16 protein-coding genes are annotated in these 15,812 nt (G+C 71.9%); 9 read left to right on the top strand and 7 right to left on the bottom strand.

What is annotated here, in order from left to right; translation table 11 throughout:
• The first annotated feature begins 61 nt into the window (after positions 1–61).
• From ACQEV1_RS18250 to ACQEV1_RS18260, 3 genes are all read left to right on the top strand, one after another.
• The gene (locus ACQEV1_RS18250) at positions 62–2,470 is read left to right on the top strand and encodes an ABC transporter permease (RefSeq protein ID WP_433394817.1); all 2,409 of its coding nucleotides are present in this window, start codon (positions 62–64) and stop codon (positions 2,468–2,470) included.
• A gap of 721 nt (positions 2,471–3,191) precedes the next feature.
• Entirely contained in the window at positions 3,192–3,569 is a 378-nt protein-coding gene (locus ACQEV1_RS18255) for a hypothetical protein (RefSeq protein WP_433394818.1), read from the top strand.
• A complete protein-coding gene (locus ACQEV1_RS18260; RefSeq protein WP_433394819.1) occupies positions 3,566–3,949 on the top strand; it encodes a hypothetical protein in 384 nt (127 codons plus the stop codon). The genes ACQEV1_RS18255 and ACQEV1_RS18260 overlap by 4 nt, the downstream gene beginning before the upstream one ends.
• A gap of 56 nt (positions 3,950–4,005) precedes the next feature.
• On the opposite strand, the gene ACQEV1_RS18265 is transcribed toward ACQEV1_RS18260, so the two are convergent.
• The 4 genes from ACQEV1_RS18265 to map all read right to left on the bottom strand — a co-directional run bounded on the left by ACQEV1_RS18265 (position 4,006) and on the right by map (position 7,899).
• Entirely contained in the window at positions 4,006–5,052 is a 1,047-nt protein-coding gene (locus tag ACQEV1_RS18265) for a S1C family serine protease (protein WP_433394820.1), read from the bottom strand.
• A gap of 97 nt (positions 5,053–5,149) precedes the next feature.
• Positions 5,150–5,896 (bottom strand): metal-dependent hydrolase, encoded by a 747-nt coding sequence (locus tag ACQEV1_RS18270; protein ID WP_433394821.1) that lies wholly within the window; start codon positions 5,894–5,896, stop codon positions 5,150–5,152.
• Between the two features lie 158 nt (positions 5,897–6,054).
• On the bottom strand, positions 6,055–7,017 hold the full coding sequence (locus ACQEV1_RS18275; RefSeq protein ID WP_285566982.1) for a DNA polymerase ligase N-terminal domain-containing protein: 963 nt from the start codon (positions 7,015–7,017) through the stop codon (positions 6,055–6,057).
• 33 nt (positions 7,018–7,050) lie between these two features.
• On the bottom strand, positions 7,051–7,899 hold the full coding sequence (map, locus tag ACQEV1_RS18280) for a type I methionyl aminopeptidase (protein WP_285617154.1): 849 nt from the start codon (positions 7,897–7,899) through the stop codon (positions 7,051–7,053).
• Between the two features lie 58 nt (positions 7,900–7,957).
• Between map and ACQEV1_RS18285 the strand changes: the two genes are divergently transcribed.
• Complete coding sequence (locus tag ACQEV1_RS18285; RefSeq protein ID WP_285566978.1) at positions 7,958–8,131, top strand: hypothetical protein; 174 nt, start codon at positions 7,958–7,960, stop codon at positions 8,129–8,131.
• Positions 8,132–8,167: 36 nt separating this feature from the next.
• On the opposite strand, the gene ACQEV1_RS18290 is transcribed toward ACQEV1_RS18285, so the two are convergent.
• Positions 8,168–8,749 (bottom strand): hypothetical protein, encoded by a 582-nt coding sequence (locus ACQEV1_RS18290; protein ID WP_285617152.1) that lies wholly within the window; start codon positions 8,747–8,749, stop codon positions 8,168–8,170.
• A gap of 116 nt (positions 8,750–8,865) precedes the next feature.
• Here ACQEV1_RS18290 and ppgK point away from each other — a divergent pair, with 116 nt between their 5' ends.
• The 4 genes from ppgK to ACQEV1_RS18310 all read left to right on the top strand — a co-directional run bounded on the left by ppgK (position 8,866) and on the right by ACQEV1_RS18310 (position 12,092).
• A complete protein-coding gene (ppgK, locus tag ACQEV1_RS18295) occupies positions 8,866–9,615 on the top strand; it encodes a polyphosphate--glucose phosphotransferase (protein ID WP_285617150.1) in 750 nt (249 codons plus the stop codon).
• A 112-nt stretch (positions 9,616–9,727) separates the two neighbouring features.
• A complete protein-coding gene (npdG, locus tag ACQEV1_RS18300) occupies positions 9,728–10,408 on the top strand; it encodes an NADPH-dependent F420 reductase (protein ID WP_433394822.1) in 681 nt (226 codons plus the stop codon).
• Positions 10,405–11,364: a ketopantoate reductase family protein gene (locus ACQEV1_RS18305; protein WP_285617147.1), complete on the top strand. Its 960-nt coding sequence runs from the start codon at positions 10,405–10,407 to the stop codon at positions 11,362–11,364. Before npdG ends, ACQEV1_RS18305 begins: the two co-directional genes overlap by 4 nt.
• Positions 11,361–12,092, top strand: coding sequence for a helical backbone metal receptor (locus ACQEV1_RS18310; RefSeq protein ID WP_285617145.1), 732 nt, complete (start codon positions 11,361–11,363; stop codon positions 12,090–12,092). The genes ACQEV1_RS18305 and ACQEV1_RS18310 overlap by 4 nt, the downstream gene beginning before the upstream one ends.
• Before the next feature lie 11 nt (positions 12,093–12,103).
• Here ACQEV1_RS18310 and ACQEV1_RS18315 read toward each other — a convergent pair whose 3' ends face one another.
• Both ACQEV1_RS18315 and panB read right to left on the bottom strand, forming a co-directional pair.
• A complete protein-coding gene (locus ACQEV1_RS18315; RefSeq protein ID WP_433394823.1) occupies positions 12,104–13,078 on the bottom strand; it encodes an asparaginase domain-containing protein in 975 nt (324 codons plus the stop codon).
• A gap of 116 nt (positions 13,079–13,194) precedes the next feature.
• Positions 13,195–14,046, bottom strand: a complete 852-nt coding sequence (gene panB, locus ACQEV1_RS18320) for a 3-methyl-2-oxobutanoate hydroxymethyltransferase (protein WP_285617141.1) — start codon at positions 14,044–14,046, stop codon at positions 13,195–13,197.
• Between the two features lie 197 nt (positions 14,047–14,243).
• Here panB and ACQEV1_RS18325 point away from each other — a divergent pair, with 197 nt between their 5' ends.
• The gene (locus tag ACQEV1_RS18325) at positions 14,244–15,803 is read left to right on the top strand and encodes an MFS transporter (protein ID WP_285566965.1); all 1,560 of its coding nucleotides are present in this window, start codon (positions 14,244–14,246) and stop codon (positions 15,801–15,803) included.
• Positions 15,804–15,812: the final 9 nt, after the last annotated feature.

The raw sequence follows: 15,812 nt of genomic DNA on the forward strand, positions 1-15,812 counted from the left end.
CCCGGCGCCTCTTCGAGGTCGGTTTCCTGGCCATGGCCCGCCTGCTGCCGGCGGTGAGCCGGTGAGCGCCTTGGGCAAGGTCGTACGCTCCGGCGTGGGCCGGCGTCGGGTCCAGTCCCTCGTCATGGCCCTGACGACGTTCGCCGCCGTCACCTCCTCGGTACTCTCCCTCGGCCTGCTGGCCGTCGTGCAGGCCCCGTTCGACCACGCCTTCAGTGCTCGGAACGGGGCGCACCTGGCGGTCCAGTTCGACGGCTCGAAGGTCACGGCCGCGCAGGCCGTCGCCACCGCGCACGCCGCCGGCGTCACCGAGGCGGCCGGGCCGTACCCGATCGCCGCCGCCCTGGACACGACCGTCGGCACGGACTGCCCCAAGAAGGATTGGGCCGGTCACGACAACGGTCCGATCACCGTCACCACCCGGCCCGGCCTGGGCAGCACCTCCGGGATGGACCAGCTGGCGCTGACCCAGGGGCGCTGGCCGACGAGCCCGGGCGAGATCGCCCTGCCGCGGCAGCACTATGCCGCCGACTGCTTCGGCAGTTCGGTGGTGTTCTCCTCCTTGCCGGGCAAGCCGTCGTTCAAGGTCGTCGGCTTCGCCGACTCGGTGACCAACAGCGCGACCGCCTTCGCCACCGCCGACGGTTTCGCGCGGCTCACCGCTGCCGGTGCCAAGTCCGACGAGCAGATGCTCTACCGGTTCGCCAAGGCCGGGACCGCCGCCGACATCGCCACCGACAAGCAGGCGGTGGCCGCCGCCGCGCCGGCCGGCGCGGTCGAGGGCGGACAGTCGTACCTGACCGCGGAGCGGCAGGCGACCGGCAACGCCAAGGCCTACGTGCCGTTCCTGATCGGCTTCGGGTTCCTCGGGCTGTTCATGTCGGTGCTGATCATCTCGATCGTGGTCAGCGGGGCTGTGGCCTCGGGAATCCGGCGCATCGGGATTCTGAAGTCGTTGGGCTTCACCCCTTCGCAGGTGGCCCGCGCCTACACCGCGCAGGCCATGATCCCGGCGACATTCGGCCTGGTGCTCGGCACGGTTTTCGGCAACCTCCTGGCCGTGCCGATCCTGGGCGGGGCCACCAAGCAGCTCGGCGCGGCCAGTGCCGCGATTCCGTTGTGGGTCAGCGCCGTGGTGCCGCTGGGCACCCTGCTGATCGTCGGCGTCACGGCTGTGATCCCGGCGCTGCGGGCCGGCCGGATGCCGACGGTGCGGGCTCTGGTGGTCGGCCGCGCCCCCAAGGCCGGGGGCGGTCAGGCGGCGCAGCGTCTGGCCTCGCGGCTGCCGCTGCCCCGGGCCGTGTCGCTGGGGCTGGCCCAGCCGTTCGCCCGGCCGGCCCGGGCCGTACTGGTCGGTGCGGCGGTGCTGTTCGGCGTGGTGAGTGCCACGTTCGCGGTGGGGCTGGAGTCCGGGTTCAACAAGTACCTGGACACCAGTACCTCAGGCTTCAACGTCGCGTCGGAGTTCGTGGAACCCACCGCCGACGTGGGCGTGCCCTGGGGTCTCTACGGCCCCAACGACCCGCGCACCCCGCACCTGGACGCCGGCAAGGTGGCCGCCGCGCTCGCCGGGATCCCGGGCACGAAGGCCGCGTTCGGCTGGGGCGAAAGCGGCGCGACCATGGTCGGCGCTCCGCCCGGCGGCGAACCGACGCGGGTGTTCACGGTCACCGGCGACTTCTCCTGGACGCACCTGGAGCTGCTGTCCGGCCGCTGGTACTCGGCGCCCGGCGAGGCCGTGGTCGGCGACAAGCTGGCCTCGGCGGTGGGGATCCACGTCGGTGACGACGTCACCGTGGTGCAGCAGAACAAGCAACGGTCGCTGAAGGTCGTCGGCATCAACTTCGACACCAACCAGGGCGACTACACGGTCATGACGGATGCGGCCACCTTCACCGCCGCCGGTCTGACCCCGCGCATCGACCAGTTCAACGTCGAGCTGGCCTCGAACGTCAGCGGATCGGACTGGTCCACCTCGGCCGCCGCCGCGCTGACCCCGCTGAACGCCTCGGTCCAGGCGAACTCGGGCGGGGGCAAGAACATCATAGTGATCACCATGGGCGCCCTGGTGGCCACGCTCACGCTGATGATGATGGCGGTCGCCGCGCTCGGGGTGCTGAGCATGGTGGTGCAGGACACCCGGGAGCGGGTTCATGATCTGGGGATCTTCAAGGCCCTCGGGATGACACCCAAGCAGACCATTGCGATGGTTCTGGCCTCGGTGACACTCACCGGCCTGATCGCCGGGCTGATCGGGGTCCCGCTCGGGGTCGCGGTGGAGAAGGCGACGCTGACCCCGATGGGGAACGCGATCGGCCGGCACCTGCCGCCGAGCGTGTCCCACGTCTACACCGCCGGGCTGCTCATCCCCCTGCTGGCCGGCGGGATCGTGATCGCCCTGCTCGGGGCACTGCTGCCGGCCGGCTGGGCGGCCCGGTCGCGGACCGCCACCGCGCTGCGGACCGAGTAGGACCGAGTAGGACCGAGCAGAGCCACTGGTCGCCGCGGTGAAAGCGGTGCTGGGCACTGCACGGCGAGGCAAGAACGCCAATGCCGACCTCCCCAGGTTGACACCCTCGGGAGGTCGGCATTGCGGCGTTTCCCTCAGCACAGAGGCGTGAGAGGCGCCCGGCATGGCGGGCAGCGTTTTCGACCTGTGCTCGATCGGCATCGGCCCGTAGAGGTCACAGACAGTCGACCCGATGCGCGCGGCCCGTATGTTCAGCGTTCCCCCTTCCGAGGGGCGGGTTCGAGGTGGTGCTGGTTCCCGGCCACCGGTTCGTCCCGTCGGGTCTCCGGCAGGAGGCGGGCACCGCTCCCGGCGGGCGATCCGGAGCCGGCGGTGCGGCGGCTGCGTGACCACCTCGCGCGGCGGTCGGCGATCCTGGGGCGGCCCGAGCAACGGTCGCCGGCGGCTTCTCCCGCCGCGATCGAGGAGGCCGAACATCGCCCGGGTTTTCCCCTGCCCGCCGCTCTGAAGGCCATGTACCTGGTCGCCGACGGGGAGGACCCGCGAGGCCCCGACCGAAGCCTGTTCGCGAACGCCTGCTGGCTGAGCCCGGAGCCTGATCAGGGAACATCTCGAGCAGACGGTCCCGGGCTGTGCGGACCCGGACGCGGACTGGGACGAGGTCTTCCTGCACGCCGATCCGCCGCACACGGTCCGGCGCTGCGCAGCCCACCCCGGCTGGGTGACCTTCGCCATGGCGAAGGACGGCGACGCCCTGGCGGTCGACCTGGCCCCGGCCCGTGACGGCCGCCCCGGCCAGGTCATCAAGTACGGCCCCGATCCGCCCGACCATCCGATCTACGTGGCCGACTCGGTGACGTCGCTGCTGGGCGGCTACCTGGACCGGTTGGAACAGGGCGCCTACACCCCTGACACGCGCCGGCCCGGCGGCCTCGATCTGTGGGCGGACGTCTACGAGGACGAGGTCCCGAGCACGGTGACCGGCGCCATCCCGAACCCGGTCCCGCCCGGACTCCAGGAGGTCCACGTCAACGACCCCGCAGACCTGGTCGACCTGACCCCACTGACCGCGGCACCCACCTGCTGCGCCTGCGCATGAACCGCGGCACGACCGCCGACCTGACCCCCATCGGCGAACTGCCCGTCGAAGACCCGCGGCTCACCGTGGACGGCGCGAACATCACCCCGCTCGCCGGCCACCCCGCCCTCGCCTCACTGGACCTGGGCAGTATCGGCCAGGTAGACCTGACGCCGCTGCGCACCATCCCCAACCTGCACGGCCTCGACCTGTCCCGCGCCGACGCCCGCGACCTGACCGACCTGGCGTCCTGTCCAGCCTGCCCGGCCTTCGTTACCTGGCGCTCACCCGCCGGCAGTGGGCCCACCTCCGCTAGACCGGATCGACCCCGCCCACCCTCACCGACGTCCTCGCCTGGGCGGCCGGCCTCGGCCTCGACCCCGAACCGGTCAGCGAAATGACCGGCGACCTGCGCACATGACCCAAGGCTCAGAAGGCGACTTTTGAGACGGGGCGCTCAGCCCGGGAGCTGCCCGAGTGTGATGGTCACCGTCTGACGCGCGCCGTCGGGGCGCATGATCTGTGCCTTCACCTTCTGGCCGGGCTTGAGGGTGGCGAGCGCCTCGGACAGGGCCGTCGTCGTCTGGGTGCGGACGCCGTTGACCGACAGGATGACGTCGTCCGCGACGATTCCGGCATTCGCCGCGGGGCCGCCCGGTGTCACGGAGACGACGCCGACGCCCTCGACGTCGCCCCGCAGGTCGACCACCGTGCGCACCTTGGCGCCGATCGCGGCGCGTCCGGACTCCTTCACGCGCCCCGACGCGATGAGCTGGTCGGCGATCAGCTTGACCGTGTTGCTCGGGATGGCGAACCCGATGCCCGCCGCCGCGCCGCCGATCTGCGGGTCCGTGACGGTCAGCGTCGGGATGCCGACCACCTGGTTGCTCAGGGTCACCAGCGCCCCGCCGCTGTTGCCCGGGTTGATCGGCGCGCTCGTCTGCACGGCGCCGGCGATCGTCGCGCCGGGGAAGGACCCCTCGCGCTGGGAGCTGACCGTACGCCCCAGGGCGGAGACGATGCCGTTGGTGACGCTCCCGGACAGGCCCAGCGGGTTGCCCATCGCCAGCACGATCTGGCCCACGGCCAGCCGCCCGGAGTCGCCGAACGTCGCCCGGGTGAGCGGAGCGTTCCTCACCCGGACGACGGCGAGGTCGTTCGCGGCGAACTCCCCGACGAGCGTCGCGGGCAGCGGCGTCTTGGAGCTGGGCGAGGTCACCTGCAGGCGCTGCGCGCCCGCCACGACGTGATCGTTGGTGACGATGTCGCCCTTGTCGTCATAGACGATGCCCGACCCGAGACCCGAGTCGGTGTTGATCTGCACGACGGAGGGCAGCACCCTCTTGACGACCTGCTCGAACTGCTGCTCGAGCACGTCGCCGGAGACGGGCGTTCCCGCGCCCACCGCGCCGGGCCGGGTGTCCCGCCGCACCTCGGTGCCGCAGCCCGCGATCAGCGCCAGCCCGACGACCACCGCCGAGGCGGACCGCGTGTGTCGCTTCATGCAGACTGCTGTTCCCCGCAGTCACGGACGGCAAGCGGTACGGCACGCCGGACCGGCCCATCCTTTGCCGGAGAGGGGAGATGGGCCGGTTTGGCGCTCAGCCGCGGTTGTGCTGGAGCCAGTTGACGGCGAAGCCGCCGGCCGACGTACGGATCGCCAGGACGACCACGCCCAGGGTGAGGATCGGGGTGACCACCCACTTCTCCACGACGCCGTTGGTGCGCGGCACGATCGGGATCTCGAACCGCTTCTGCCACGGCCAGAACACCGGGCAGCCCTCCGGGGTCAGGCAGTCGGTGAAGATGTGCATGAAGCAGCCGAGCCCCACCGACAGGCCGGCCCAGCCCAGGTAGTAGTGGCCCATGAACAGGTCGATCCCCGGCCCGGCGAAGTGCATGCCGATCATGAGATAGGTCAGGCCGAGTGCCAGGGCGCCGTTGATGATCACGTTGAAGTGCTCGCGCTCGGGGACGTGGATTCCGACCCCTCGCAGCCCCAGACAGATGAGCAGGAAGAGCTCGACCCACCAGCCGGGCCGGAAGTACTGGGCGAGCAGGTCGGTGCCGAACGTCATCAGCACGATGAAGAACAGTGAGTGCGTCGCGTGCCGGTGCCCGCCGGAGATCCACGCGACGCCCTTGCACAGGACCTTCGTGACCGGCCCGAGCGCCTGTGCGATCGAACCGCTGTGGTGGTCGATGTCGGGCAGCAGTGCCGCCCCCGCACAGACGACGGAGCCGGCGACGATCTCACCGGGCGTCATCTTCATTCCATAGTCCGCGAGGAAGGGCACCACTCCCAGCCACGCGACAGCCCCCGCCAGGGCGTGAGTATGCCCCATCATGCGTACATCACTCGCTTTGCCCACGTATTAACCACGCGCGGACTGTAACGGGCCGAGGGCCTTCGATGCTGGACGACGCGCCGGAGCAGATGCGCACGTTCACCGTGTGTCAGCGGAATTCGTCAGATTAACCCAGCAACACGGTCGAACCGCGCAGCTCAGACCGGGATCAGGCGCCAGTCGGCCTTACCCGGACGGTACGGCGCGTCGAGGCGCTTGGCGACGACGCCCGGAAGGTGTTGTTCGCGCGCAGCCTCGCGTACCGCCTCGCCGTCGTCGAACCAGGGTGCGGTCTGCCAGTGCGGCCCGGACAGCTCCAGGTCGCCGAGCAGCTCACGGCGCCGCTCGTACGGCTCGTCCAGCAGCGACCGCCCGTCCAGGTAGAGCAGGTCGTAGATCATGTACGTGTCGCCGCCGGTGTCGGTCAGCTCTCCGTCGAGGACCGCACGGTGGATCCCGAGCGCCTCGCCGAGCCCGCGCGGCGCCTTCGCGGGCCTGCCGTCCGCGGCGACGACACGCGCCGGCCCTCGCTCGCCGTACGCGATCAGCCGCCGCCCGCCCCAGGCGAACTCGTATCCGTACTCGTCATGCCGCTGCGGCAGCCGCGCGCGCTTCTCGGGCACGATCGGGCGTACGTCCTCGGGCATCGGGTCGGCGTCGGGGGAGACCGGCGGATCCATCCGGTGGATCATCCAGTTCTTGCCGTTCGTGGGGAACAGGACGTACCGGCCCGAGACCCGGCCGCCGTGCAGCACGATCTTGACCTCGCGCTCGGTCCACTTCTCGGTCTCATACGTGCCGCGGTCCCAGATCATCACCTGGCCGCCGCCGTACTCGCCCTGCGGGATCTCCCCGGCGAACGAGGCGTACTCCAGCGGGTGGTCCTCGGTGTGCACGGCGAGGTGGTTGACCTTCGGGTCGTCCGGCACACCCTTGGGCAGCGCCCACGAGACCAGCACGCCGTCGCGTTCGAGCCGGAAGTCCCAGTGCAGCCGCCGCGCGTGGTGCTCCTGGATGACGAACGTGTCGTCGTTGCCCTCGGGCAGCGGACCCTCCGCCGGGACCGGCTCCGGCGTACGGCGCGCGTCGCGTTTGCTGCGGTAGGTCCGTAGTTCCGCCATACGGCGTTGCGTACCCCGCCGTGCGGCGTTATCTCAGGGGAGGGTGAGGATCTCCGCGCCGTCGTCGGTGACGAGGAGCGTGTGCTCGAACTGGGCGGTGCGCTTGCGGTCCTTCGTCACGACCGTCCACTTGTCGGGCCAGATCTCGTACTCGATCGTGCCGAGGGTCAGCATCGGCTCGATGGTGAACGTCATGCCCGTCTCGATGACGGTCGAGGCGTTCGGGTCGTCGTAGTGCGGCACGATCAGCCCGGAGTGGAACGTCGTGCCGATGCCGTGGCCGGTGAAGTCGCGGACCACGCCGTACCCGAACCGCTTGGCGTAGGACTCGATCACCCGGCCGATGACGTTGAGCCGCCGGCCGGGGCGCACCGCCTTGATGGCGCGGGCCAGGGCCTCCTGGGTGCGCTCGACGAGCAGCCGGGACTCCTCGTCGACGTCGCCGACGAGGTACGTCGCGTCGGTGTCGCCGTGCACGCCGTCCTTGAACGCGGTGATGTCGATGTTGATGATGTCGCCGTCGCGCACGACCGTGTCGTCCGGGATGCCGTGGCAGATCACCTCGTTCAGCGAGGTGCACAGCGACTTAGGGAACCCGCGGTAGCCGAGCGTCGAGGGGTAGGCGCCGTGGTCGAGCATGAACTCGTGCCCGATGCGGTCGAGCTCGTCGGTGGTGACGCCGGGCTCGATGTGCTTGGCGACCTCGGCCATCGCCTGCGCCGCGATCCGGCCGGCCACCCGCATCCGCTCGATGATCTCCGGCGTCTTGACGTCGGGCTCGCCGGTGCGGGGGAACTTCTTGCCGACGTACTCCGGGCGGGAAATCTCTGCGGGCACCGTGCGCATCGGCGAGACGCGGCCGGGACGGAGTTGCGTCGTCATGGTGTTGGAGTGTAGTTGCCCGTGAGGGGAAGGATGACAAGTCGATCAGGAGGCGATGATGAGCGACGACGGCGAGTGGTTCTTCTGTCTCAAGCACATGCGGGTCGAGCACGGCCCCGGGTGCCCCGACCGCGACCGGATGGGCCCGTACGCCACGGAGGCCCAGGCCGCGAACGCGCTCCAGCACGCCCGCGAGCGCAACGAACAGTGGGAGGCCCAAGACGACAACTGACGCGAGCGCGAGAGGGGGCCGTCGGGCCGGAGACGGTCAGCCGGCCGGCGGGCCGGTGATCGTGTCGAGGAGGCCGGCCAGGCGGTCGCGCAGGCCGCGTTTGACGCGCGGTTCGCCCGTCGCGGCGCTCACCAGGTGCTGGGCGGCGTCGAAGGAGATCGCGGACTCGCTCGGCGGCACGGACAGTGACTCGTGCGCGAGCCCGCGCAGCTCCTCGTCGCCCCCCTCCAGTGCGAAGACCGTCGCGCCGATCCGGCGGGCGTCGTCGACGCGTTCGAGCACGCCCTCCGGGGCGGTCTCCTCCGACACGACGAGGAGCGTCTCGCCGCGGCGTGCGGCCTCCAGCCGGTCGAGCCCGATCCTCAGATGGGCCGGCGCGCCGGGCGGCGGGTCCCAGCGGACGAGTGTGGGGCTGATCTCCGGCAGCCCGCACAGGCGGCTCTCGTCGTCCAGGTGTGCGGCGAGGTGCCACGGCTCGTCGTCGCGCGGGCCGAACAGCAGCAGGCCGCCCGGCACCCGGGCGGAAGCGCGCAGAGACCGGGCGAAGTCCTGGGTGCGCTCCGGCCAGCCGGTGGTCGCCAGCAGCTCTCGCAGAGCCCTGACCTGACTCGCGTCCATGGTTCCCATCGTGCCGTACGGACCCCGGAGTCTCACCCTCATCGGCGGCGAGGTGGGAAGGTCACGTGTCCCGAGCCGGGCGCATCGGGCGAGACGGCGTGGTGTACGCATGTGTCATGGAGATTCTCGGCATCGACATCGGCGGCAGCGGCATCAAGGGCGCGCCCGTCGACGTGGTCACGGGCCGGTTCACCCGTGACCGCATGCGCGTGGAGACGCCGGCGCCCGCCGCGTCCCGTCCGGTCGTCTCGGCGGTCGCGCAGATCGTCCGGCACTTCGACTGGACCGGTCCGGTCGGGGTCACCTTCCCGGGCGTGGTCACCGACGGCGTCACCCGCACCGCGGTGAACCTGACCGACGAATGGGAGGGCCTCGCGGCGCGCGACCTGCTCGCCGACGAGTGCGGCACGCCGGTCACGCTGCTGAACGACGCCGACGCGGCGGGCGTGGCGGAGATGGCGCACGGCGCCGGGCGCGGACGGTCGGGCACGGTGCTGCTGGTGACCCTCGGCACGGGCGTCGGGACCGCGCTGTTCAACGACGGCACGCTGGTGCCCAACACCGAGCTGGGGCACATCGAGATCCGCGGCAAGGACGCCGAGCGCCGCGCCTCCGCGCACGCCCGGGAGGTGCACGACTGGAGCTGGCACAAGTGGGCCGGGAAGCTGGAGGAGTACCTGCGGCGGGTCGAGGACCTGCTCTGGCCCTCGCTGATCATCATCGGGGGCGGCGTGAGCAAGCGTGCCGAACACTTCCTCCCGCACCTGAAGGACGTACGGGCCGAGGTGGTGGCGGCCGAGTTGCACAACGACGCCGGCATCGTCGGCGCCGCCATGGCCGCCGCACCCCGGTCGCCGGCCGGATGACGGGCGCGCTCGCTGAGCGCGCTCGGCTCCTCGCTCGCTCCGCGGCCGGCTCGTGCCTCACCGGCCACTCCGCTCGCTCGTCGCCTCACCGCTCCGTGGCAGGATCGGCCCCATGACCATTTCGCAGGCTGAATCACCGGACGTCAGCGGGCTGTCCGTCGGGATCCTCGGCGGTACCGGAGACCAGGGCAAGGGGCTGGCCCGCCGTTTCGCGCTCGCGGGCCACTCCGTGATCATCGGCTCGCGCAGCGCCGAGCGTGCCCGGCAGGCGGCCGAGAGTCTCGGCGACGGGCTGCAGGCCCGGGGCGAGGAGAACGCCGTCGCCGCGCGCGAGGCCGACGTCGTGATCGTCGCCGTGCCGTGGGACGGGCACCGGGCGCTGCTGGAGTCGCTGCGCGACGACCTCGACGGCAAGATCGTCGTGGACTGCGTCAACCCGCTCGGGTTCGACAAGCAGGGCGCGTACGCGCTGCCCGTCGAGGAGGGCAGCGCCGCCCAGCAGGCCGCGGCCGTGCTCACCGGCAGCACCGTCGTCGCCGCGTTCCACCACGTCTCGGCGGTCGTACTGCTCGACCCGGAGGTCGACGAGGTGGACCTCGACGTCCTCGTGCTCGGCGATGACCGCGAGGCCACCGGCACCGTGCAGGCGCTCGCCGGCCGGATCCCCGGGGTGCGCGGCGTGTACGGGGGCCGGCTGCGCAACGCCCACCAGGTCGAGGCGCTGACCGCCAACCTCATCTCGGTGAACCGCCGTTACAAGACGCACGCGGGCGTACGGGTGACCGGCCTATGAGGTTCGTCGTCTACGGCGCGGGCGCCATCGGGGGAACGATCGGCGCCCAGCTGTTCCGGCAGGGACACGACGTCACGCTGATCGCCCGCGGCGCCCACTACGAGGCGATCCGCGACCACGGCCTGCGGCTCGACACGCCGGACGAGAGCGTCACGCTGGAGATCCCGGTCGCCTCCCGCCCGGCCGACGTGAAGTTCGCGCCGGGCGACGTGGTGCTGCTCGCCATGAAGACCCAGGACACCCTGCCCGCCCTCGCGGAGCTGTACGCCGCCGCCCCACCCGAGATCGTCGTGGCGTGCGCCCAGAACGGCGTGGAGAACGAGCGCCTCGCCCTCCGGCTGTTCCCGGACGTCTACGGCATGTGCGTGGTGCTGCCGGCGGCGTTCTTGGAGCCGGGGGTGATCGAGGCGTACATGGCCCCCGTCAGCGGCGCCCTCGACGTCGGGCGCTACCCGCGCGGCGACGACGAGACGGCGCGCTCGCTCGCGGAGGCGTTCGCCGGCGCGACCTTCGAGTCGCGGGCGCGACCGGACATCATGGGCTACAAGTACGGCAAGCTGCTGAACAACCTCGGCAACGCGGTCGAGGCGCTGCTCGGCCCCGGCGACCAGGGCAAGGAGATCGTCCGCCGGGCCCGCGAGGAGGGCACCGCCTGCCTGCGCGCGGCGGGCGTCGACCCGCCGGACGTCCAGCCCCTCATCTCCCAGTCCCGGCCGGTACGGGGCCGTCGCCGCTCCGGCGGCTCGACGTACCAGAGCCTCCAGCGCGGCACCGGCACGATCGAGGTCGACTACCTCAACGGCGAGATCGTCCTGCTCGGCCGCGAGCACGGCATCCCGACGCCGGTCAACGAGCTGTTGCGACGGCTCGCCAACCGCTCGGCGCGTGAGGGGCACGGTCCGGGTGAGCTGACCGCCGAGGAGTTCTGGACGGCGCTGGAGGGCGCGGGCCGGTGAGACGGCCTCCGGTGCGGGTGCGGCGCGTCGTGTCGCTCGTACCGTCGCTGACCGAGGCGATCGCCGCGACCGCGCCGGACCTGCTGGTGGGTGCCACCGACTGGTGCACCCACCCGCCGGACCTGGACGTCGTCCGCGTGCGGGGCACCAAGAACCCCGACGTCGACCGGATCATCGCCCTCGAACCGGACCTCGTCGTGGCCAACTTCGAGGAGAACCGCGCGGCCGACCTCGACCGGCTGCGCGCGGCCGGGGTCCCGGTGTGGGAGACCGTCATCCGCGACCTGCCCGAGGCCCTGTCGGAGCTGGCGACGATGCTCGGCGCCTGCGGCCTGGAGGAACCGCCGTGGCTGGGCGCCGCCCGTACGGCCTGGGCGGACGTGCTGGACGAACCGCCCGCGCCCACCCGTACGGCGGTGGTCCCGATCTGGCGGAGACCGTGGATGGTGCTGGGCCGCGAGACGTTCGCGGGCGACGTGCTGGCACGGCTGGGCGTCGCCAACCTCTACGCCGGCGACGCCGAGCGGTACCCGAGGGTCACGGTGGAGCGGATCCTGGACCGCCGCCCGGACGTGGTTGTCCTGCCGGACGAGCCGTACGCCTTCGGCCCCGGCGACGGCCCGGAGGAGTTCCCCGGCGTACGGGTGGCGCTGGTGAGCGGGCGCCACCTGGAGTGGTACGGGCCGTCACTCGCCGAGGCCCGCACCGTCCTGACCGCGTCTCTGTAGCCGCGCCGCGGTCAGAGCTGGACGGGCCCCGGGTGCTCGGCGGCGGCGAAGGCCGACAGGATCGCGTCGTGGTCGCGGCCGGCGGCGAGCAGCAGGTGCATCAGGACGCGCGCCTTCAGCGGGTCCAGGGACGTCGTCGTGAAGGCGTCGTGGCCCGTGGGGGAGGCGAGGACCACCGGCATGCGGGACGCGGCGGCCGCCAGCGTCCCGGCGATCGGGTCCAGCGGCCCGCCCGCCACGACCAGGCCGTCGCAGCGCTCGGCCAGCGCGCCCAGCAGTTCGCCGTCGTCGCCGAGGACCGCCGTGTGCAGGCCGACGTGCGGCGTGCGGTCGGCGGCCGGGCCGCCGCGTACGGTCAGGCGCTCCGGTGGACGCCACTGCAGGCGTGCCGATCCGGCGGTCACGCGGCCCAGCGGGCCGGCTCCGGGCGAGGAGAAGGCGTGCGCGCCGGTGCGCCGGACGTACCGCGCCGCGTGGATCTCGCCGTGCGCGACCACCAGGCAGCCGGAGCCGGCCGGTGCGGCTGCGGCGACGCTGAGGGCGTCCGCCAGGTCCACGGCCCCGGCCGTACCGGCGGCGAGCACGAGCGGCGCCTCGCCGGTGTGCAGCACGTCGAGGGCCCAGGCCGTCTCGTCGAGCGCGTCATCGTCGTGGACGATCACGACGCCCTGCGCGCCGTCGGCGAACGCCCGCGCCGCCGCGTCCGCCAGGGCGTACACGCCGGCGAAGCCCGCGGCGGGTGCCGGCGGCGTACGGGCCTCGACCGCGACGCCCGGGACGTCACGCGCCGTGGACTCGTCCGTGGTGAGCAGGACGATCGTGCGGCGCGGCGCGGCCTGCTCCACCGGCGCCGGAGCCGACGCGGGCGGCGGAGCCGTGCCGGTGTCGGGCGGTGGCGGATCCGTGGTCGCGGTGGCGCGCCGGGGCGGCGTGACGGTCCACGACGGCGGGATCGGCCACGGTGGCGGCCCTGGGGAGAGGGTCATGTCGCGTCTGTCCTCCGGCGTCATGCGGCGCCGAAGCGCCCGCTCCGTGATCATGCGTTATACCGAACCTATTGCATGATCACGGATGGCGGGCGACCGACTCAGCGGTAGGCGGCTCAGCGGTAGGAGTGCTCGGGCGCCGGGAAGACGCCGGAGACGACCTCCTCGGCGTACTCCTGGGCCGCTGAACGCAGCACCCCGGCGACGTCGGCGTACTTCTTGACGAACTTGGCGGTGTGCGGCGTCAGCCCGGCCATGTCCTGCCAGACGAGGACCTGCGCGTCGGTGCCCGCACCGCCGCCGATGCCGATGGTCGGGATGGACAGGGCGGCGGTGACCCGCTCGGCCAGCTCCGCCGGGACGCACTCGAGCACGACCGCGAACGCGCCCGCGGCCTCCAGAGCCTTGGCGTCGGCCATGAGGCGCTCGCCGGACTCGCCGCGGCCCTGGACGCGGTAGCCGCCGAAGACGTTCACCGACTGCGGCGTCAGGCCCAGGTGCGCCATGACCGGGATGCCGGCCGCGACCATCGCCTCGACCTGCGGGAGGACGCGCTCGCCGCCCTCCAGCTTGATGGCGTGGGCGCCGGCCTCCTTGAGGAAGCGCGTCGCGTTGCGCAGTGCCTCCTCCGGACCGGTCTGGTACGACCCGAACGGCAGGTCGGCGACGACCAGCGCGCGCGACGTGCCGCGGACGACCGCCGCGGTCAGGGGGAGCAGCTCGTCCACGGTGACCGGCACGGTCGAGTCGTAGCCGAGGACGACCATGGCACCGGAGTCGCCGACGAGCAGCACCGGGATGCCGGCGTCGTCGAACACGCGCGCGGTCAGCGCGTCGTACGCGGTGAGCATGGGCCACTTCTCGCCGCGTTCCTTGGCCGCCGCGAGGTCGCGGACGGTGACGCGGCGTCCGGTCTGGCCGCCGTAGAGCCCGACGGGCACGGTCGACCGACTTTCAGATGCAGACATCGATACCTCCAGCCTCGAGGCGCCGCTCTGGCGTCCCCGGACATACCGAATGATTACACGCGCGCAACGGCCGGAACACCCCCGAAAATTTCCCTGTTCATAGCGAAACGGGACCGTTGCGTATCGATCGGGAAGAGATCCGTGCTCGGCGGTGTTCAGATACGCGACAGACTCGTATCGAATCCCTGAAGGGTCAGATGGATCCGCAGACCATCCACAGAAGGCGCTGGACGATCCTGTACGTCCTCGTCGTCTGCCTTCTCGTCGTCGTGCTCGACAACACCGTCCTCAACGTCGCACTGAAGACCATCGCCGACCCCGGTGCGGGCCTGGGCGCGTCCCAGGGCCAGCTCGAGTGGGCGATCAACTCCTACACGCTCGTCTTCGCCGGCCTGCTGTTCACCTTCGGCGTGCTCGGCGACCGCATCGGCCGCAAGCGGATGCTGATCATCGGCATGGCGCTGTTCGGCCTGTCGTCGCTGGTCTCCTCCTACGCGCAGTCGCCCGACCAGCTCATCCTGGCGCGCGCGGCCATGGGCCTCGGCGGCGCGGCGGTCATGCCGCAGACGCTGTCGGTCATCGCGAACGTCTTCGAGCCGGAGGAGCGCGGCCGCGCCATCGGCATCTGGGCCGGCGCCGTCGGCGTCGCGATCGCCCTCGGCCCGATCCTCGGCGGGCTGCTGCTCGACCACTTCTGGTGGGGCTCGGTCTTCCTCATCAACGTCCCGATCGTCATCGTCGGCGTGATCGCCATCGCCCTGGTCGTCCCCGAGTCGCGCGGGCAGCGCATGAAGATCGACTTCGGTGGCGTGCTGCTGTCCATCGCGGGCCTGGTCCTCGTGACGTACGGCATCATCGAGGGCGGTGAGAAGGCCGCGGTGTTCGTGCCCCAGGTGTACGGCCCGGTGCTCGCCGGCGTCGCGCTCCTCGCGGTGTTCGGCTGGTACGAGACCCGCATCGAGCACCCGTCCCTCAACGTCCGGCTCTTCCGCGACGGCCGGCTTTCGGCCTCGGTCGGCGCCATCGCGCTGGTGTTCTTCGCGCTCGGCGGCGTCGTGCTGTTCATCTCGCTGTACGTGCAGAGCGTGCGCGGGTACTCCCCGCTGGGCGCGGGCCTGCTGACGATCCCGCTCGCGGTCGGGCAGCTGCTCGTCGCGCCGCGCAGCGCCCGTCTCGTCAGCCGGTACGGCGCGCGGCGCGTGGCCGCGACCGGACTGATCATGGTCGCCGCCGCCCTGCTGAGCTACCACGTGACCGCCACCGTGGACAGTCCGATCTGGCTGCTCGAGATCACGTTCTTCGTCCAGGGCGCGGGCATGGGCATGGTCATGCCGCCGGCCACCACCGCGGTCATGTCGGTGCTTCCCCGAGAGCAGGCCGGCTCGGGCTCGGCGATCAACAACATCGCCCGGCAGGTCGCGGTGGCGCTCGGCGTCGCCGTCCTCGGCTCGCTGGTCACCTCGCTCTACCGTTCGGGGATGAAGCCGCATCTGACGGCGCTGCCCGCGAGCCTGCGCGGGGCCGCGGGGGAGTCCATCGGGGCCACCGCGGGCGTCGCGGAGAAGCTCGGCCCGGCGGGCCGCGCGCTCCTGGGACCGGCGCACGAGTCCTTCGTGCACGCCATGCACGTGACGTCCGCCATCTCCTCGGCCGTCGCCCTCCTTGGAGCGCTCGTCGTACTCCGGTGGATGCCGGGTAAGAGCCAGGAGGAGAGCTTCGAGGTCTCGGCCGAGGAGCGAGAGCCGATCGAGGTGTGAGACGGTGAT

The organism is Actinoallomurus sp. CA-142502, assembly GCF_050936355.1.
Lineage (GTDB): Bacteria > Actinomycetota > Actinomycetes > Streptosporangiales > Streptosporangiaceae > Actinoallomurus > Actinoallomurus iriomotensis.